The sequence below is a fragment of the Ruegeria sp. YTSB088 genome (genome assembly GCF_059609825.1).
On sequence record NZ_JBXWMM010000003.1, the window covers coordinates 264,651 to 282,443 of the forward strand.

General features: G+C 57.9%; 22 protein-coding genes and 1 other RNA gene. 13 read left to right on the forward strand and 10 right to left on the reverse strand.

Features of this window, described 5'->3' with window-relative positions:
* Nucleotides 1–7: 7 nt before the first annotated feature.
* A complete protein-coding gene (locus tag AC2FFA_RS06755) occupies nucleotides 8–700 on the reverse strand; it encodes a metal-dependent hydrolase (protein ID WP_496719142.1) in 693 nt (230 codons plus the stop codon).
* Nucleotides 701–760: 60 nt separating this feature from the next.
* Between AC2FFA_RS06755 and AC2FFA_RS06760 the strand changes: the two genes are divergently transcribed.
* On the forward strand, nucleotides 761–1,432 hold the full coding sequence (locus tag AC2FFA_RS06760; RefSeq protein WP_496850702.1) for a ceramidase domain-containing protein: 672 nt from the start codon (nucleotides 761–763) through the stop codon (nucleotides 1,430–1,432).
* A 73-nt stretch (nucleotides 1,433–1,505) separates the two neighbouring features.
* Here the strand turns inward: AC2FFA_RS06760 and AC2FFA_RS06765 are convergent, their stop codons facing one another.
* Together AC2FFA_RS06765 and AC2FFA_RS06770 are read right to left on the reverse strand one after the other, a co-directional pair.
* Complete coding sequence (locus AC2FFA_RS06765; protein ID WP_496850704.1) at nucleotides 1,506–2,069, reverse strand: DUF4202 domain-containing protein; 564 nt, start codon at nucleotides 2,067–2,069, stop codon at nucleotides 1,506–1,508.
* A gap of 156 nt (nucleotides 2,070–2,225) precedes the next feature.
* Entirely contained in the window at nucleotides 2,226–2,384 is a 159-nt protein-coding gene (locus AC2FFA_RS06770; RefSeq protein WP_162896729.1) for a hypothetical protein, read from the reverse strand.
* 227 nt (nucleotides 2,385–2,611) lie between these two features.
* On the opposite strand from AC2FFA_RS06770, the gene gatC reads away from it, so the two are divergent.
* From gatC to rnpB, 5 genes are all read left to right on the forward strand, one after another.
* Entirely contained in the window at nucleotides 2,612–2,899 is a 288-nt protein-coding gene (gene gatC / locus AC2FFA_RS06775; protein WP_117868236.1) for an Asp-tRNA(Asn)/Glu-tRNA(Gln) amidotransferase subunit GatC, read from the forward strand.
* Between the two features lie 3 nt (nucleotides 2,900–2,902).
* Nucleotides 2,903–4,390, forward strand: a complete 1,488-nt coding sequence (gene gatA, locus AC2FFA_RS06780; protein WP_496850706.1) for an Asp-tRNA(Asn)/Glu-tRNA(Gln) amidotransferase subunit GatA — start codon at nucleotides 2,903–2,905, stop codon at nucleotides 4,388–4,390.
* A 38-nt stretch (nucleotides 4,391–4,428) separates the two neighbouring features.
* The gene (locus tag AC2FFA_RS06785; RefSeq protein ID WP_496850708.1) at nucleotides 4,429–5,133 is read left to right on the forward strand and encodes a hypothetical protein; all 705 of its coding nucleotides are present in this window, start codon (nucleotides 4,429–4,431) and stop codon (nucleotides 5,131–5,133) included.
* Entirely contained in the window at nucleotides 5,084–5,791 is a 708-nt protein-coding gene (locus tag AC2FFA_RS06790; protein ID WP_299895022.1) for an N-acetylmuramoyl-L-alanine amidase, read from the forward strand. Before AC2FFA_RS06785 ends, AC2FFA_RS06790 begins: the two co-directional genes overlap by 50 nt.
* Before the next feature lie 124 nt (nucleotides 5,792–5,915).
* Nucleotides 5,916–6,315, forward strand: an RNA gene (gene rnpB, locus AC2FFA_RS06795) — RNase P RNA component class A.
* A gap of 6 nt (nucleotides 6,316–6,321) precedes the next feature.
* On the opposite strand, the gene AC2FFA_RS06800 is transcribed toward rnpB, so the two are convergent.
* The 3 genes from AC2FFA_RS06800 to AC2FFA_RS06810 all read right to left on the reverse strand — a co-directional run bounded on the left by AC2FFA_RS06800 (nucleotide 6,322) and on the right by AC2FFA_RS06810 (nucleotide 8,215).
* Nucleotides 6,322–6,654: a GYD domain-containing protein gene (locus AC2FFA_RS06800; RefSeq protein WP_299895019.1), complete on the reverse strand. Its 333-nt coding sequence runs from the start codon at nucleotides 6,652–6,654 to the stop codon at nucleotides 6,322–6,324.
* 69 nt (nucleotides 6,655–6,723) lie between these two features.
* Entirely contained in the window at nucleotides 6,724–7,566 is an 843-nt protein-coding gene (locus tag AC2FFA_RS06805) for a DUF2182 domain-containing protein (RefSeq protein WP_496850710.1), read from the reverse strand.
* A 13-nt stretch (nucleotides 7,567–7,579) separates the two neighbouring features.
* Nucleotides 7,580–8,215: a DUF1326 domain-containing protein gene (locus tag AC2FFA_RS06810; protein WP_299640183.1), complete on the reverse strand. Its 636-nt coding sequence runs from the start codon at nucleotides 8,213–8,215 to the stop codon at nucleotides 7,580–7,582.
* A 270-nt stretch (nucleotides 8,216–8,485) separates the two neighbouring features.
* Between AC2FFA_RS06810 and AC2FFA_RS06815 the strand changes: the two genes are divergently transcribed.
* The 3 genes from AC2FFA_RS06815 (at nucleotide 8,486) to AC2FFA_RS06825 (ending at nucleotide 10,201) form a co-directional block, all read left to right on the forward strand.
* Nucleotides 8,486–9,193: a DUF533 domain-containing protein gene (locus AC2FFA_RS06815; RefSeq protein WP_496675770.1), complete on the forward strand. Its 708-nt coding sequence runs from the start codon at nucleotides 8,486–8,488 to the stop codon at nucleotides 9,191–9,193.
* 127 nt (nucleotides 9,194–9,320) lie between these two features.
* Nucleotides 9,321–9,488, forward strand: a complete 168-nt coding sequence (gene rpmG, locus AC2FFA_RS06820; protein ID WP_037309480.1) for a 50S ribosomal protein L33 — start codon at nucleotides 9,321–9,323, stop codon at nucleotides 9,486–9,488.
* A 206-nt stretch (nucleotides 9,489–9,694) separates the two neighbouring features.
* The gene (locus AC2FFA_RS06825; RefSeq protein WP_162896730.1) at nucleotides 9,695–10,201 is read left to right on the forward strand and encodes a hypothetical protein; all 507 of its coding nucleotides are present in this window, start codon (nucleotides 9,695–9,697) and stop codon (nucleotides 10,199–10,201) included.
* Nucleotides 10,202–10,337: 136 nt separating this feature from the next.
* Here the strand turns inward: AC2FFA_RS06825 and AC2FFA_RS06830 are convergent, their stop codons facing one another.
* A complete protein-coding gene (locus tag AC2FFA_RS06830) occupies nucleotides 10,338–11,117 on the reverse strand; it encodes a Bax inhibitor-1/YccA family protein (RefSeq protein WP_117868245.1) in 780 nt (259 codons plus the stop codon).
* 184 nt (nucleotides 11,118–11,301) lie between these two features.
* Nucleotides 11,302–11,511 carry a DUF1127 domain-containing protein gene (locus AC2FFA_RS06835; RefSeq protein WP_496850713.1) on the reverse strand — a complete coding sequence of 70 codons (210 nt, stop codon included), beginning with the start codon at nucleotides 11,509–11,511 and terminating at the stop codon, nucleotides 11,302–11,304.
* Nucleotides 11,512–11,635: 124 nt separating this feature from the next.
* Between AC2FFA_RS06835 and AC2FFA_RS06840 the strand changes: the two genes are divergently transcribed.
* Entirely contained in the window at nucleotides 11,636–12,517 is an 882-nt protein-coding gene (locus AC2FFA_RS06840; protein ID WP_117868247.1) for a LysR family transcriptional regulator, read from the forward strand.
* Between the two features lie 6 nt (nucleotides 12,518–12,523).
* Here AC2FFA_RS06840 and AC2FFA_RS06845 read toward each other — a convergent pair whose 3' ends face one another.
* Nucleotides 12,524–13,480, reverse strand: a complete 957-nt coding sequence (locus tag AC2FFA_RS06845) for an NADPH:quinone oxidoreductase family protein (protein ID WP_496850715.1) — start codon at nucleotides 13,478–13,480, stop codon at nucleotides 12,524–12,526.
* 341 nt (nucleotides 13,481–13,821) lie between these two features.
* Between AC2FFA_RS06845 and AC2FFA_RS06850 the strand changes: the two genes are divergently transcribed.
* The 3 genes from AC2FFA_RS06850 to AC2FFA_RS06860 all read left to right on the forward strand — a co-directional run bounded on the left by AC2FFA_RS06850 (nucleotide 13,822) and on the right by AC2FFA_RS06860 (nucleotide 16,474).
* Nucleotides 13,822–14,193 carry a helix-turn-helix domain-containing protein gene (locus tag AC2FFA_RS06850; protein ID WP_170343628.1) on the forward strand — a complete coding sequence of 124 codons (372 nt, stop codon included), beginning with the start codon at nucleotides 13,822–13,824 and terminating at the stop codon, nucleotides 14,191–14,193.
* Nucleotides 14,194–14,233: 40 nt separating this feature from the next.
* Nucleotides 14,234–15,025, forward strand: a complete 792-nt coding sequence (hisN, locus tag AC2FFA_RS06855; RefSeq protein ID WP_496681512.1) for a histidinol-phosphatase — start codon at nucleotides 14,234–14,236, stop codon at nucleotides 15,023–15,025.
* 114 nt (nucleotides 15,026–15,139) lie between these two features.
* Nucleotides 15,140–16,474 carry an 8-oxoguanine deaminase gene (locus AC2FFA_RS06860; protein WP_496850718.1) on the forward strand — a complete coding sequence of 445 codons (1,335 nt, stop codon included), beginning with the start codon at nucleotides 15,140–15,142 and terminating at the stop codon, nucleotides 16,472–16,474.
* On the opposite strand, the gene guaD is transcribed toward AC2FFA_RS06860, so the two are convergent.
* Nucleotides 16,471–17,757, reverse strand: coding sequence for a guanine deaminase (gene guaD, locus AC2FFA_RS06865; protein ID WP_117868251.1), 1,287 nt, complete (start codon nucleotides 17,755–17,757; stop codon nucleotides 16,471–16,473). The genes AC2FFA_RS06860 and guaD overlap by 4 nt on opposite strands.
* Nucleotides 17,758–17,793: the final 36 nt, after the last annotated feature.

The window sequence follows — 17,793 nt, forward strand, 5'->3', positions numbered from 1 at the left end:
GTCGGGCCTAGAGTTTGATCGGCTGCATCACCTCAGGCTCGATCACATCGACCCCCGGCAATCCGTCGATCAACGCCTGTGCGGACTGTTCCAGGATGGGGAACGTTCTGTAGTGGCATGGGATGACCGTCTTGAAGTTGAAGTAGCGCTTGGCGGCATAGGCGGTGGCTTTCATGTCCATGGTGAAATGCCCGCCGGCCGAAAGGATGCCGATATCGGGCTTGTGGTAATCTCCCATCCAATCCATGTCGGCCATGATGTCGGTATCGCCCGAGACATAGAGCATATGCCCCTCAGCCGCGATCATGAAGCCGACTTCACTGCCACCGGTGCGCAGACCGTCCGGTGTTGAAAAGGTCGAGCTGTGAGAAGCCGGAACCATTGTCACCTTGACGCCGTTCAGATCGACGGTGCCACCCTTGTTGAAACCGATGGTCTCAATGCCTTCAGTTTCGCTCCAGAATCCCATCAGATCATACTGGCCGACAACGGGGACTTTCAGGTGTTTGGCCAGCGGCAGAATATCAACCACGTGGTCGAAATGCGTGTGGGTCAGAAGGATATGAGTCGCACCATCCAGCGCTGCATCATGCTGATCTTCCGGCAAGACCGGGTTGCCGGTCAGCCACGGGTCGATCAACAGAACCTGCCCCTGAGTTTCAATGCGAAAACTGCCATGGCCCAGCCAGATAATGTTCATTCCGGTTTTCCTCCCATAAGGTCTCTTGGCAGCAGCCTAGCATCGGCTATGTAAAATTCCATGGACTGGATTCGAGAAATCAATGGCTATTGCGAACGCTTGTCGGCGGACTATTGGGCCGAGCCGATCAATGCGATCACAAACGCTGCTTTTCTGATTGCCGCATGGATCATGTGGCGGCGCGTACGCGATCAGGACATGCCACTGGCCAAGGGTCTGGTCGTGATTCTGGCCATGATTGGGATCGGCAGCTATCTGTTTCACACCCATGCCAGGGTGTGGGCGGCATTGGCGGATGTGGTGCCGATCCTGCTGTTCATATTGGTCTATATATATGCGGTGAACCGGGACATCTGTTGCATGTCGTCTGGATTGGCCTTCGTCGGTATGATTCTGTTTCTTCCCTATGCGGCGGCCGTTGCACCATTGTTCCAACATGTGCCAGGGATTGGTGGGTCGGCGGCTTATGCGCCGGTCCCTTTGTTGATCCTGATCTACGCGTTCCTGCTGCGGGGCAATGACCCGAACTTGGCCAGAGGGATGACGCTCGGGGCCCTGATCCTGATTCTATCGATCACTTTCCGTGCGCTCGATTTGCAAATTTGCAAGCAATGGCCGATGGGGACGCATTTCATGTGGCATGTCCTGAATGCCATCATGCTGGGTTGGATGATCGAGGTGTATCGCACGGCCCTCATAAGGGGCCGTTTCGACGATGGCCTCGGGCCTTGAGTCGCGGAATGGTCCTTTCCGGCCATCCCGCGTCTCATGGAGACGAGGTCGGCGAATCCGCATTGGTCCGTGTTCAGGTCTGAAAGGCCGCGGCCAGATGATCGGGCAGATCGAATTCGCGCAATACCCGTGCGCGGCCGTCGGGCGACATCTTGCGGGCAGTCTTTTCGACGATGCTCTGGATTTTCTCGGCTGAGTGTTTCGCAGCAAAGGGCTGGAAATACCATTTCAGGAATACAAAGCAGATCACGTCTTCCAGCGCCTGCACCTCTGCGTCGCGCTTGAGGCCCTGTTTGCGCAACATGCGCCCTGCGGCCTCAACCTGTTCCGCGTCATAACCTTCACGGGACATCAAACCCATGACCACTTCGGCATGGTGTTCGCCCTGCGCCTTGCGCCAGGCCAAATATCCCGCCCGGCCTTCGGGGTATTCACTGCGGGCAAGTTTCCAACGCTCAACATGCTGCCCGCGCGCGGCGATCTGAAGGGCGTCAGAAGCTTCCGGAAACAGGCGGTCCAGCTCGGCACTCATGCGTTCGCCATACAACAGCGCCGCGGGGCGGCTATCGTCTTGGTTGGGGTCATTTGCGTTGGCTGCGTCGATTGCGCCCAGAACCGCTTGTTTTTGCGTGCTCATTTTCTGCTCCACTGGCTTGCCTGAACTACGAAACCTCGGCGCAGTTCTGTTCGTCATTCGACGTCATGCTAACGGCTTGCCCTGGGATGTGCATCCTCGAAAATGAAAAACGGCCGGGTCAGAGAGGGGATATCTGACCCGGCCGGGACCTGCGCTTTAGCTGGCAGGTTTAACCTGATCCTGCGTGACCGGTTCCGCAATAGGGGACGGGAAGGTCAACGTGCGTGTCAGGTTGCTTGTGTCGATACCCAAGGCCATGGCCGGTGCGGCCAGAAACGTGGCGGACAAGACTGCGGCTGTTATCAGGGGTTTCATGTTTTTTCTCCGGTTTGCGTTATGTCGCACAAATAAAATGAACAGTACAGTTTAGTTTTCAAGGTCCGCAATGAACTATTCAGTTTACTTTTCCGCATACCACTCATTCAGTTTTGAATGGCAAGAGAAGAGGAGGACTCCAAAACTCGGACCTGCCAGTGGCGCGGCGGTCTTGCGACTGTCGCAACAGACGGGTAAACGCCCCTTAACGTAGATGAGGGAAGCCGATGTCGATTGACCAAAGCACCGCCGCCAAAGTGGCCAAGCTGGCCCGGATCAAGGTCGAGGATGACGCGCTGCCGGCGCTGGCATCCGAGTTCAACACCATCCTAGGGTTCATCGAACAGCTGAACGAAGTGGATGTGGAAGGTGTCGAGCCGATGGTCTCGGTCACACCCATGCGCCTCAAGCGTCGTCAGGACGAAGTCACTGATGGCAATCAGCAGGACAAGATTCTGGCCAACGCCCCCGACGCCCGTGAAGGGTTCTTCGCAGTCCCCAAAGTGGTGGAGTAAGACATGAGCGAACTGAACAAACTGGGCCTGGCCGAGGCCCGCGACGCATTGCGAGCCGGCGACGTCACTTCTGTCGAGCTGACAGACGCCTGCCTGAAAGCCATTGATGAAGCAGATGCGCTGAACGCATTCGTCCATAAGACGCCTGAGATCGCGATGGAACGCGCCAAGGCTGCGGATGAACGGATCAAGGGTGGCGACGCTCCGTCTATGTGTGGCCTGCCGATCGGCATCAAGGACCTATTCTGCACCAAGGGCGTGCCGTCGCAGGCCGCGTCGGGCATTCTTGAAGGCTTCAAGCCGGAATACGAATCCACTGTTTCGCAGCAACTGGCCGACGCAGGCGCAGTGATGCTGGGCAAGCTGAACATGGACGAATTCGCCATGGGGTCGTCCAACGAAACATCGGTCTATGGCAATGCCGTCAGCCCATGGCGTCGTGGCAACGATGATGCGCAGCTGACGCCGGGTGGCTCGTCCGGCGGATCTGCGTCTGCTGTGGCCGCTGACCTGTGCCTTGCGGCAACGGGCACCGATACCGGCGGTTCCATCCGCCAGCCCGCGGCTTTTGTCGGCATCACCGGCATCAAGCCGACCTATGGTCGCTGCTCCCGTTGGGGCATTGTCGCCTTCGCATCCTCGCTGGATCAGGCCGGCCCGATGACCAAGAACGTCCGCGACGCCGCGATCATGCTGGAAACCATGTGCGGTCATGACGCCAAGGATTCGACGAGTACGGACCTGGCCGTCCCGAATTTCGAAGCGATGCTGACCGGAGACATCAAGGGCAAGAAGATCGGTATCCCTAAGGAATACCGCATGGACGGCATGCCCGCAGAGATCGAAAAGCTCTGGGCCGACGGTGCCGCGATGCTGAAGGATGCGGGTGCCGAGATCGTCGATATCTCACTGCCGCACACCAAGTATGCGCTGCCAGCCTACTATGTGATCGCCCCGGCCGAGGCGTCTTCGAACCTCGCCCGCTATGACGGTGTCCGTTATGGGCATCGTGCGCAGTTGGCGCAGGGGGATGGCATCACCGAGATGTACGAAAAAACCCGCGCCGAGGGCTTTGGTCACGAAGTGCAACGCCGGGTCATGGTCGGTACATACGTGTTGTCGGCGGGCTTCTACGACGCCTACTACAACCGTGCCCGCAAGGTGCGCACGCTGATCAAGAAAGACTTCGAAGACGTGTTCGCGGCCGGAGTCGACGCCATCCTGACCCCGGCGACCCCATCGGCAGCCTTCGGTCTGGGCGAAATGACCGAGGCAGATCCAGTTCAAATGTATTTGAACGACGTCTTTACAGTGACTGTGAACCTGGCCGGATTGCCCGGAATATCGGTCCCCGCCGGGTTGGATACACAAGGCCTTCCACTGGGTTTGCAACTGATCGGGCGTCCATGGGAAGAAGGCGATCTGCTCAACACCGCCTATGCGCTGGAAAACGCAGCCGGTTTTGTGGCCAAACCCGGGAAATGGTGGTAAGCCTAAGGCAACAGAATATCTAGACACGGAGCCAAACAATGCGCGTTTTGCTTTTGGTGCCCGCTCTGACACTGGCAGCTGCATGCACAGACGTCGCACCGCTGACCAGCACAGGTTTCAACACGCCTGAATATCAGGCGCAGCGAGAAGCTCAATTGGCAGGTCAAGGTGCGGTCGGCAACCCTCTGCTGGCTCCGGTCGATGTGTCACAACAACCGCTGGGCGCTCCCGGTGCGGCGACTGTTGCCACGGGTGAAAACGCGGATATCGCCAACCAGGCCGCGGCGGCATTGGCCATCACATCTGGCCAAAACCCAGCCGCGGCTACGGCGGTTCCCGTGGCGAACACTGGCGCGATTTCGGATGAACAGGATTTTGCCGCCGTGTCCGAACGCCGCAGCATCGAAACCGACGCCGTCCGAATCGAGCAGAACCGCCAGACGTATGAGCTCGTGACCCCGACGGCAGTGCCCGAGCGTACGGCGAGCGGCCAGACAAACATTGTGCAATACGCGCTGAGCACGTCCAATCCCGTTGGCACCCAACTCTACAGCCGCTCGGGCTTCAACCTTCAGGCCAAAGCTCAGAGGAACTGCGCGCAATTCCAATCCCCGGATCAGGCTCAGATCGAGTTTCTGTCCAATGGCGGCCCACAGCGCGACCGCAAAGGTCTGGACCCGGATGGGGACGGCTATGCGTGTGGCTGGGACCCAAGCCCGTTCCGCAGTGCCGTCAGAAACTGAAACCTCGCCCATTTGGCATCCGTCGCCCAATTTTGGTGAACGCCGGGATGGGCTGACGCCATCTTTAATCGTGATTCATTACACCGCGATGGACAACGCGCAGGCGGCTCTGGATCGTCTGTGCGACCCCGAGGCCGAGGTCTCGGCCCATTACCTGATCGGCAATGATGGCACGCTTTGGCAAATGGTGCGCGAAGAAGACCGGGCCTGGCACGCGGGTGCCGGAGAATGGCACGGTCAGACCGACATCAACTCCCGTTCCATTGGCATCGAGTTGGACAACACCGGCAAGCATCCGTTCTCGGAACCCCAATTGCACAGGCTCGAACAGTTGTTGCATCAGATAATGCACCGTTGGGCCATTTTACCAAATGGCGTTATCGGCCATTCGGACATGGCGCCCGGGCGCAAATTTGACCCCGGTCCGCGATTTGACTGGTTGCGGCTGGAGCGCAACTTGCTGGCTACGCCACGCGGATATGCCCTTGGCCCGCAAGCTGCATCAGAGGACCAGTTCCGAAATCTGGCTCAAGCCGCCGGTTTCAGCGCTGATGTAGACGATGAAACGCTGTTACGTGCCGTCCGCCTTCGATACCGCCCATGGGGCAGGGGGCCATTGCAGCAAGCCGATCTCGCCCCGTTGATCCGGCACTCCTGATCCGCACTTCATCTGGCCGAAAATATCCCAGGGTTGAATTGGCCGCAGGCCAAGAAGGGGCTGGCCCCTTCTTTGAACCATCATCCCTTGACGCCGCTGGGCGCAAAGCCTAACCAGCCCAAGCGCGGAGGGCCGGATGGCCGCTGGGGTCGCAAGGCCCGAGAGGAAAGTCCGGACTCCACAAGGCATCGGTGCCGGGTAACGCCCGGGCGGGGTAACCCGACGGAAAGCGCCACAGAAATCAGACCGCCTGCGATTTCGGTCAAAGGTAAGGGTGAAACGGTGGAGTAAGAGCCCACCGCGCCTCTGGCAACAGCGGCGGCACGGCAAGCCCCACCGGGAGCAATGCCAAATAGGGTCCCCGCGCGGGCCGGTCGGCGCAAGCCGATACCGCCGCTAAGCGCGTCTTGGCCGAGAGGGACCGGGTTGGCAGCTTGAGCCGTGCAGCAATGCACGGCCTAGAGGAATGGTCATCGAAGGGGGAAACCCCGGAACAAGATCCGGCTTACAGGCCCTCCGCGCGTACCCTCCTACCCTCCGGGCGGCGTGTAGGAACCGGTCAGCGCTGCTGCCTTTTCGGTAATCGACGTGAACTCGTCCGCGGTCCAGGCACGAACGGTTTCTATGTTCGTCACTGCACCCGATGCGGCGACAGCCATGCCAACGGCCACAGCGTCTGTTCCATCGGGGGCTTCGCTGATCACGACCACGTCGTTGCTGCCGGTTGTCATGTAAAAGGACAGCAGCCTGCCACCTACTTTTTCCAGCAAGGCTTTCACCGGCCCGGTGCGGTTTTCAGGTTTTTGCAGCATCCCTTGGACGCCAGCCTGCGAGTAGGATGCATAAGTAATGAAAATAGGCATTGGTTTCTCCGTCTATTTGTTGAAACAGTGCAGGGGTTTATCGTCTACCGACCCCTTGGCGGACGGGCGTCAGATGCCAGAAAACAACGGTGCAGTGATGAACCAGAGGCCAGCACTGATCAGCGCCAAGCCAGTCACGGGAACAAGCCACCGGGCCCTGGGCAGGAGCTTTTCCAGCGCGACGTAGGCGGCAATTCCTACAATCCAGTAGAGATTCATAATCCCTCCTACGAACAGCAGCAACATCAGTGCCCAGCAGCACCCCAGACAATATGTGCCGTGTTCCGCACCGGTTCGGAACGCCCCGAATGGTCCAGGTCGGTTGTGATCGGCCAGGAAACGTGCAGGGCTTTGGCAGTGGCGCAGGCATGCGTTCTTCAAACCTGAAAACTGATAGGCACCGGCAGCCAGCAGAATACTTCCTGCGAAGACACCGGAACTGATCGTCATCATTGGACCGTCGAACAGACCGACATGCTCCAGCCCCCATTGCAACGCAGTTGCGGTCAGACTGAATGCACCCCAGGCAACAAGATAACCTGACAGGAAACAGAATCCGAACGTTGCCGTTCGATGCTTTTCAGGCCCTATCCGTTTGATCGCGATGAACAGAAGAACGGCAGGTGCAGCGCTCGGGGCCATCATGGCGATCATCATGGCCCACCACATCAGAAAGATCAGCAAGGCATAGCTTGCGCTCCAGGCGGACTTAGAGCCCATTTGCATGGGATCTCCGATCGGGCCGGCCATTCGGGTCATCTCGACCGCAGACATGGTCATTCCGATACCGGTTATCGTGTACCAGGCTGCTGCGAGAATAATCAGAAGAACACTTCCCAGAACAATCGCTTTGTCCTGTCTCAACAACCGTTCAACCGCCCCAACCCGGGACGATATGTTTTGTCTGGTCATGGGAGGTCTCCGCCTAAGCGCCAAGAACGCCGTGGCCCGAGATGTTCAGATGCGCCAAATGAGCGTGCGTCGCGTCAAAGGTCAGGCTGATCTGACCGCCTGTTGTCGTCGCACTGCCCGATGCCGCCTCGGCATGGCGGTATTCAAAGCCATTCGGCAATTGTATCGACGCGCGGTGAGGTGCGCCCGATACGATATGTGGGATCGGGTTGACCTCAACATCGAAAACCCCGGCAACCTTGGCGTATCCGCTACGTTCTTCGCGGTTCCAATCCAGCTCGATTGGAACGAAAAGTGTTTCGTGTTTCGTTGGTGCCATGGCGCTGAAGACATACCAGAACGTGGCCATTTCATCGGTATCCTGACCGGTCATGATCGCTTGCAACGCGGCCCGCTGTTCAGCCGTTGCGCTTTCATCAATGATCAGCTGCATCTGACCATTCCCTTCATGAATTGGTCCCGGCCAATAATAAACCCCTGCCGCCCGAAGCCCGCCCAGATCAGTGTCACCGTAGTGACCGCTTTGAATGTCGAAAACGACAACCGCCTCGCAATTTCCGTGAGACGGAAGTACGCTGAACTGACACGGGCAACCGAAATTGCAATTGCAATTGGCCAGTTCTTCGGCCTGAATAGCCCATTCTGTCATGATAGCCCCCAAGAAAAGTCACGCAAAACACCCCTGCTCGATGCGGATCAATCCCACTTGGCACTGCCTCGGCCTTCGAGCCTGAATTCGGCTTCTTGGATACGCAAACCTATCACGAAAGCGTGATATGTACAAACATCATGTCAAATAACCCGCCTTCTCTAGACGTTATAGTGCGCGTCAGTCGCGCTGGGGTTGAGTGCGGTATTCGTGCTTCCATTCTGCTGTTAGGCTTGCGGCACCAATTTTTTTTGAAACGGGAGGTTGATTATGAGCTTTATGAAAACGCTGGCGTCCGTGGCCATTGGGTTTGCTGCTGCCAAGGGCATGGACAAATATCAGAAGATGGGCGGCATGGCTGGCCTGCAGGACATGATGCAGGGCGCCGGCGGCGGTTTTGGCGTGGATCAGCTGGGCAAAATGGCAGAGCAGTTTGGTCTGCCCGGTGGCGCGTCAGGCTTGCAGGACATGATGAGCAAGATGGGTATCGGCGGCAGCGCAACCGGTGCGGCCGGATTGGGTGGGTTGTTGAATGCCATGCAGGGGGCCGCCAAGACGGCCAACCAACAAACAGGTGACATGATGGAAACCGTGTTCGGCGGCACGCCCGCGGGTGCGGCGATGGAAGAGCAGGCGAAGCTGATGCTTCGGGCGATGATTCAGGCAGCCAAGGCGGATGGCGAACTGGACGAACAGGAAAAGGAAATCATTCTGGGTGAATTGGGCGATGACATCAGCGATGAGGAACGCGCCTTCGTGCAAGATCAGCTGAGCGCACCGATTGATGTAATGGGATTGGCGGCTGATTCTGGTGCGCCGTTCAAAACGCAGATCTATGCAGCATCTCTGGCCGCGATCCGTCTGGATAACACGCGCGAGGCATCATACCTGCGGCAACTGTCCACCGCGTTGGGCCTTTCGGACGCTGAAAGAGACCAAATTCACACCTATATGGGCGCTCCAACCCTGCCTGGTTGAACCTGCACCCGATTCCTGAGCCGGTATCATCGGATTGGCCTTGACATGGGCGGTGCAGCGCGTAAAAGCGCACGCTCATAGGAATTCAACCGAAAGGCCCCTGCCTTTTCGGACGCAGGAGATAACCATGGCGAAGCCGACGACAATCAAGATCCGTCTGAACTCGACCGCGGGCACGGGCCACTTCTACGTGACCAAAAAGAATGCGCGCACCATGACTGAGAAAATGACCATTCGTAAATACGATCCGGTCGTTCGCAAGCATGTCGAGTACAAGGAAGGCAAGATCAAGTAATCTGCCGTTCCAAATGGAAATTCCGAAAAGGGCTCTGGTTCACAGAGCCCTTTTTCAGTTCTGATTTCCTGTTTTTGACAGGTGGCAATCCAAGCAGTCCGTTGCAGTGGCGCATCAGCGTTTGGTGCAATCGCATAACCTGCGGCTTGCTTTTTGTGGGGACCTGCAAGTACGTTTCAGCAAACCGCCACAAAATGTTGACCGCCATGAAAAAAATCTTGTTATCCACAATCGCCGTTCTAACCCTAACGGCCTGTGAAGACCCGTTTAACCGCGAAGGTGTCGGGTTTACTGGAATCGATGGCGAACCACGCACGATTTCGGACGTACCCGGAGCCGTAGCCTTTCTGCCGGATGCGACCAACGTTCCTGCGGAACTGGCGGAACTGCGGACAGTCACGCTTTTGAGTGATGAGGTGGAATCTTCCAAGGTAGCATCGGTTGCAATCGATAACGGCGGCCAGACGCCAGACAACGCGGTGCAATTGCAAGGTAGCGACACGAACCTGTTCCTGAGCACTGTCAGCGTGAACGGCACTTTGTTTGGTGTGCTGCGCACGCCCTCCAACAGTGTGAAAGTCGACAATTCGATCGGTGTGAGCTTTGCGGAAGAAACAGAGCGTTTTACCGGCTGTCTGCCGGCTGGCAATGTCTTCCGCAAAGGTACATCCGAGAAGAGCTCGGGCTTTGCCATACCGCTAAACTGCAGTTGAACACATAAACGCTTCGGAAACAGAAAGCCCCGCCTGGTCAGGCGGGGCTTTTCATTTCCGGGCAAAAGAAGTCCGGCGCGCAAAGAAAAGGGCCGGTCAATGACCGGCCCCAAACCAATTCAGGTGTCAACAAGGGCTATTCTTGCTGGCCCATGAACATCAGCAGGAACTGGAACATGTTCAGGAACGAGATGTACAGGCTCAGCGCGCCGTCAAAGGCCGCTTTGTCCAGCCATTCCTGGTCGCCATGCGCAGCATGGGCGACGTACGTGTTCTTGATGTCCTGTGTGTAGAACGCGGTCAGACCGGCAAAGATCAGGATGCCGATGGCCGAAATGGCCAGCATCATCACACCGGATTGCAGGAACAGGTTGATGATCATCGCAACCAGCAGACCGATCACACCCATCATCAGGAAGGTGCCCATTCCGCTGAGGTTCCGCTTTGTGGTGTAGCCATAAAGGCTGAGGCCAGCAAAGGCGATCGACGTCACCAGGAAGGTCTGGGTAATCGAGTAGGGTGTGAAGACCAGAAAGATCGAACTCATCGAGATGCCCATCACGGCGGCAAAGACGAAGAAGCCAAGCTGAACTGTCGCCGCCGAGCCGCGGCGCATCAGGGCACCCCAGCCAAAGAGGATAAAGGCCAGCGGCGCGAACATGACCACCCATTTCAACGGCGACAGGAACAGCGTGCCGCCCAGGCTGGTCAGATAGCGATCTGCGCCGATCTGTGCGACCGCGTTGCTTGGATCGCTGGTGACAGCCAGACCCGCAATAGCCCATGCCGCCAGCGCAGTGATCAGCATGCCGACGGACATCGTGCCGTAGACTTTGTTCATGTGGGCGCGCAGGCCCTGATCAATCTCGGCGGCGCGCGCGCCGGATGCCGTCCGGATCGTATCGAATTGTGCCATCAAAGGGTCTCCCTAGTCGTCAAGTTACATCGCCCCGTCTGTGCGGGTCGGTTTTCCATCTGAATATCGGCAACAAGGGGCTGTGTTTCAAGAGATTCCGGGCGAAAACCGACCAAAACACGCAACAAAAATGGCGACAGGCGACTCAAGGCCTCCTATCGCCATTAAAATATGAGTTTCACGGTTACCTTTTCCAGAATTGGGGGGCATCCCAGAAAAAGCGATTTGCTTCTGCAGATGCTTCTTCCCGGGTCACGCCGACATCTTCCAGCACGGCGTCGTCCAGCTGTGCCAGCTTCCGCCGCTGTCTGGTCAGCTCGAAGGCTTGAGAGATCAGGGTCACCAAAGAACGTTTGGCTGGTTTGCAAGGATGATGGATCGCGAGTTGGGTCATAACTTGTCCTTTCTGCATTCTCGATGGTTTCGCCGGTTATCATCAATTTCCTTGATTGATATGGGTGAGTATGACATATTTTTAAAACGAATATTTTTGATGGAACACATAAGGAATCGTGAAGATGCGAAACTTGGACATTACCACCCTGCGCTCCTTTGTGGCGGTTTCGGATCAAGGCGGCGTTACCCGCGCTGCCGGATTTCTGCACCTGACGCAATCTGCGGTTTCCATGCAACTGAAACGGCTGGAGGAGCTGTTGGGCCTGGAGTTGCTGGACCGAAGCGGCAGAACAATTGCCCTGACCGCATCCGGTGAGCAGCTGTTGGCTTACGCGCGCCGTATGATCGCTTTGAATGACGAAGTTATCTCGAAACTCACCGACCAGGCTTTTGAGGGTGAGGTGGTTCTGGGCGTTCCCCATGACATCGTCTACCCCGCGATCCCTCGGGTCCTACAGCGGTTCAACGCCGATTTTCCCCGCGTCAGGGTGCAGTTGGTGTCGTCCTATTCACTGCAATTGAAAGACATGTACAAGCGGGGCGAATGTGATGTGATCCTGACGACCGAACCGTCTTCGGCCGATGGCGCGGAGACCATAGCAGAGTTGCCGTTGCGCTGGATTGGTGCGCCGGGCGGATCTGCATGGCGCAAACGTCCGTTGCCTCTGGCACTTGGACGGCGCTGTCTGTTCAGACCGCAGGTCATTTCAGCACTGGATGCCGCCGGAATACCGTGGGAACTGTCGGTAGAAACCGAAAACGACCGTACAATAGAAGCCACGGTCAGTGCCGATCTTGCCGTACACGCAATGCTGGACGGGACCGAGGCCGCACATCTTGAACAGATCGACTCGGGCGGTGCTCTGCCGGATTTGCCAGCGCATATGATCAATCTATACGGTGGGGAGCCGGGCCGGGATGCGGTTGTCGAGGCTCTGGCCCAGTTGGTACGTCAGAACTTCAGACTGCTGGGCGGTACCCAATTGCGGGCAGTGGTTGGGTGATCGCGATCAGGGCGTGATCACGATCTTGCCTGTCGATTTGCGCTCTTTCAACAGCTGCATTCCGTGTGCGACGTCTTCAAGTGGCAGGACATGACTGATGTGCGGTTTTATCCGGCCCTCTGAATGCCATTTGAACAGGGTTTGAAAGCTGTTGCGCACAGCTTCGGGGCGGAACTTCAGATATCCTCCGATATAAACCCCGATCACACTCAGGTTTTTGACCAGCAGATGATTGGCGGGGATCTGCGGAACGTCACCCCCGGCAAATCCGATGGGCAGCAAGCGTCCCTCGGGGTTGGTGGCGCGGAAAGCGGCCTTGAACACATCTCCGCCGATGACGTCATAGACGACATCCGCGCCGCCCAGAGACTTGACCCGTTCCCGCAAGTCTTCGGAAGCATCGATCAGATGATCGGCACCGGCAGCTCGGGCAACGGCTAGCTTGTTCTTGCCTCGTGCCTGGGCGATAACTGTGGCGCCCATGAGTTTACCGATTTCGACGGCGGTCAGGCCAACGCCACCTGCAGCACCCGTGACCAGAAGGGTTTCGCCGGGTTGCAGACGCGCCCTGTGTTCAAGGGCCATGTGACTTGTCGCATATGCGATCTGGATGGCGGCGGCATCTTCGAAACTGGAGCTGTCCGGCAGCAGGATCGCGCGGTCCGCGTCGAAAACGCCGTATTCCGCCAACCCGCCCTGACCTGAATAGACCGCGATCCGGTCGCCCGGCCTCAGCGTTGAAACTCCGGGTCCGACTGTATCCACGACGCCGGCGACCTCCATTCCCAGAGTGAACGGGGCAGGTGGAGTGTCCTGATACGAGCCCTTCTGCATCAGCAGGTCAGCGAAGTTCAGGCCACAAGCTTTTATCGCGACCCGCACCTGGCCTTTTCCCGGCTCAGGTTTATTCACGTCACAAAGCTGGGCAGACGCCCCGTCGGATGGAATGCAATAGGCCCGCATACGGTTCCTCAACAGTTTGCGACATAGGCGCGTGTGCCGTCAGAAAAGTCAATCCGTTTGCTTCGACGAGGGAAAGAACCGTAGTTTCGGGGGGGCGAAATCAAGTGGCCGAAAAAGAGATGCGCAAAGGCTCAAGGTAATACAACCACAAATCCCTGTAAGGTGTGCTCGACTCAACCAGCTTGAAAAAAAACTCAAAACCGGCATTATATACAGTCAGTGCTGCAAACGGGGGGCGGTACAGTCCGTATTAGGGAGCGGTTAAGGGGAGCTCTCTAGAATTGCGATATCGGACGTCGCAAAATCCCGTGCAGATGTTTGTGTAGTATAGGAGAATACCAATGACTCATCACGTCGATGTCCATGTGGGCAAGCGCGTTCGGCATCGCCGCTGGCTGATTGGGATGACCCAGCAGCAGTTGGCACAGCAAGTTGGTATCAAGTTTCAGCAAATCCAGAAATATGAGACCGGTGCCAACCGAATCAGCGCATCCCGCCTGTGGGACATCGCCGAGGCGTTGGATGTTCCGGTCAGCTTTTTCTTCGAAGGTCTGGAAGAAGCCCAGAAAAGCGATGCGGACAAGAAATCTGTCCCTGCTGACCTGATGGGTGACAAAGAAGCTTTGGATCTGGTGCGCTCTTACTATGCGATTCCGGAAAACCAGCGTCGCCGCTTGTTCGAGCTGGCGCGGGTTCTCAGCGACGTTGCCTGACTGACTTGACTTTGTCGCGGATTGCCCGCACCTCAAGGGCATGCAACCGACGACACCGAGCGATATCGAAATTGCCGAAGAAATGGCCGAAGCAGCGCGAGCGGCCATACTCCCTTTTTTTCGTCAAACAAACCTAGAAACTGCCAACAAACTGGCCGACGGGTTTGACCCGGTCACCGTGGCTGATCGGGCCGCTGAACAAGCGATGCGGGAAGTTCTGGCGCGGCAACGCCCGGATGACGGTATTCTGGGCGAAGAGTTCGGCGAGCATAAGGGCACCAGTGGCCGCACTTGGGTATTGGATCCCATCGATGGGACCCGCGGGTTTATCAGTGGCACGCCAACCTGGGGCGTTCTGATAGCGCTGAGCGATCACGATGGGCCGTTCATGGGTGTGATCGACCAGCCTTATATCCGAGAGCGTTTTGTCGGATCGTCTTCCGGTGCTCACCTGACCGGTCCGCAGGGCACAAGCAGAATGCAAACGCGCAAGACCAGAACGCTGGATCAGGCAACTCTGTTTACCACCTTCCCCGAGGTTGGAACCCCGAAGGACCGCGCAGGGTTTCAGGCCGTGTCCGAGCAGGTGCAACTGACGCGCTATGGAATGGATTGCTACGCCTATGCGCTTCTGGCTGCCGGGCAGGCGGATTTGGTGATCGAGGCGGGCTTGAACTCTTATGATATTCAGGCGCCGATTGCCGTTATTCAGGCGGCCGGCGGTATTGTAACCGATTGGCAGGGTGGCCCTGCTCATGAAGGTGGCCGGGCCTTGGCTGCGGCAAACGCTGACCTTCATGCCGCAGCGCTTGAGATACTCCGCCAGTTCTGAATTCTGTTGCCCAGTGCGCCAAAGGCAACTAAACCGGTGATGGCCGGTTCTTGAGCCCGTTTTCCACCGGTCGACGCACTTCTTGCATGAGACGGGCAGATGCAGGAGCGCGAAATGACGGAAATCCTACTCAAGAATGCTGATCTGATCCTGACGATGGACGAGTCCCGGCAAGAGTTGTCCCGGGCTGATGTTCTGGTCCGCGACGGGCAGATTTCCCGGATCGGGCGGGGGCTGGAAACACAGGGTGAGGTGCACGATGCCTCGGGCTGTGTGGTGACACCCGGCCTGGTAAATACCCACCACCATCTCTATCAAACTCTGACACGGGCGGTGCCGGGCGGACAGGATGCGTTGCTGTTTGGGTGGCTGCAAACGCTCTATCCGATCTGGTCGCGTTTTGGGCCGGAAGAAATGTTCACCTCGGCCCAGATCGGTTTGGCAGAACTGGCGCTGTCGGGGTGCACGCTCAGTTCCGATCACCTTTACCTCTACCCCAATGGCGCGCGGCTTGGGGATACGATCGCTGCCGCGTCCGAGTTGGGAATGCGGTTCCATCCGACGCGTGGCGCGATGAGCATTGGTGAAAGCGACGGCGGCCTGCCACCGGACAGTCTGGTGGAAAAGGAAGCCGCCATTCTGGACGACATGATCCGGGTTGTTGATACGTTTCATGATTCATCCGAGGGTTCAATGTGCCGCGTTGGCCTTGCTCCGTGTTCACCGTTTTCCGTCAGCCGGGACCTGATGCGGGATGCAGCGTTGCTGGCGCGGGACAAGGGCGTGATGCTGCATACCCATCTGGCCGAGAATGATGAGGATATCGCCTATTCGCAGGCGCAATTCGGCTGCCGCCCGGGGCAATATGCCGAGGAATTGGGTTGGACCGGCCCGGATGTCTGGCACGCCCATTGCGTCAAGCTGGACGGGGCCGAGATCGATCTGTTTTCACGTACCAAAACAGGTGTGGCCCATTGCCCCTGTTCAAATTGTCGTCTCGGATCAGGTATAGCTCCGGTGCGGGCAATGCGGGATGCCGGTATCAAGGTTGGCCTCGGCGCGGATGGATCGGCCAGCAATGACAATGGCAACCTCATGCTTGAGGCGCGCCAGGCCATGTTGCTGCAACGGGTTGCCAATGGTGCAGATGCCATGTCGGCCCGCGAAGCGCTTGAGATTGCGACGCGCGGCGGGGCGGATGTGTTGGGACGTCCCGATTGCGGACGGCTGATGCCCGGAAAACGTGCCGATATTGCGGTGTGGGATACCCGCGGCATCGAAAGCGCGGGCAGTTGGGATCCGGCGGCCCTGCTTCTGGCGGGGCCGATGACTGTGAAACATCTGTTCGTCGAAGGCCGCCAGATCGTACGTGATGGATACATAACAACCATTGATCTGCCCCGCGTGATCGAACGCCAAAACATGCTTGCCCGGGCGTTGCAGGCTTAAGCCGCCTGCCGCCCGCCGATCCAGACCTCTGCCACGGCCCGATCGTCGCCCATCATGATCGTCGGAAAGATCGCTTCCCAAACATCTTCCGCGTGGGCCTCGCGTTGGGCGATGGCGGGGGTCGAGGCGAGGTCGATCACGACCAGATCCGCCTCCATCCCAGGGGCGATGTTTCCGATGCAGTCGCCCATACGCAGGCTCCGGGCCGATCCGACCGTGCCCAACCACAGCAATTGCGCCGGGTGCAGAGGGCGGCCGCGCAATTGGCCAATCTCATAGGCGGCGGCCATGGTGCGCAGCATCGAAAAGCTGGACCCGCCGCCGGTATCCGTGGCCAGACCGATCCGGTGGCCATCATGGATCAGCCCGTTCATGTCAAACAATCCCGATCCGATGAACGTGTTCGACGTGGGGCAATGAATCAAAGAGGCATCGACCTCGCGCAGCCGATCCCGTTCCCGGTCTTCCAGATGGATGACATGGCCATACAGGCCGTTCTGGCCCAACAGGCCAAATTTCTCGTAGGTGTCCAGATAATCCCTTGCATCAGGGAACAGGGACCGGACCCATTCGATTTCATCCGTTTGCTCGCTCAGATGGGTTTGCATGAGACAATGCGGATGCTCGGCCCAAAGCGCGCCCATGGCCTCAAGCTGCTCAGGAGTCGAGGTTGGTGAAAAGCGTGGTGTGATCGCATAGGACAGGCGACCGACACGGTGCCATTTCTCAAGCAGTGCGGCGGATTGGTCATAAGCCGTCTGCGCGGTGTCGCGCAGACCTTCGGGCGCGTTACGGTCCATGCAGGTCTTGCCGGCGACCACACGCTGCCCACGATTTTGCGCCGTGGTGAAAAAGGCATCCACGCTTTCAGGGTGAATCGTGCAAAAACTGCACATGGTCGTGGTGCCGTGGGCGGTCGTCAAGTCCAGATACCGGTTGGCTATCTCGGTCGCATAGTCGAAATCGCCGAACTTCATCTCTTCCGGGAAGGTGTAGGTGTTCAGCCAGTCGATCAGCCGTTTGCCCCAGCTGGCGATCATCGCCGTCTGTGGATAATGCACATGCGGGTCGACGAACCCAGCCATGATCAAGCGCGTTCCGTGATCCTTCGTGACTGCGTCAGGGTGGGCTTTTTTCAGTGTATCGACGGTGCCGACCTCTGCAATTCGCCCGTGTTCGACCACGACCGCTTCGTCCAGCCGGGTCGCCTCGGTCGGCTCTCCATCAAAGGGTGAGCCTGTGAAACTCAGAACACGCCCTTTCAAAAGCGTCTTTTGCGCCATTTTCCCTGTTCTCCACCTGTTTGGAACCGCGCACTA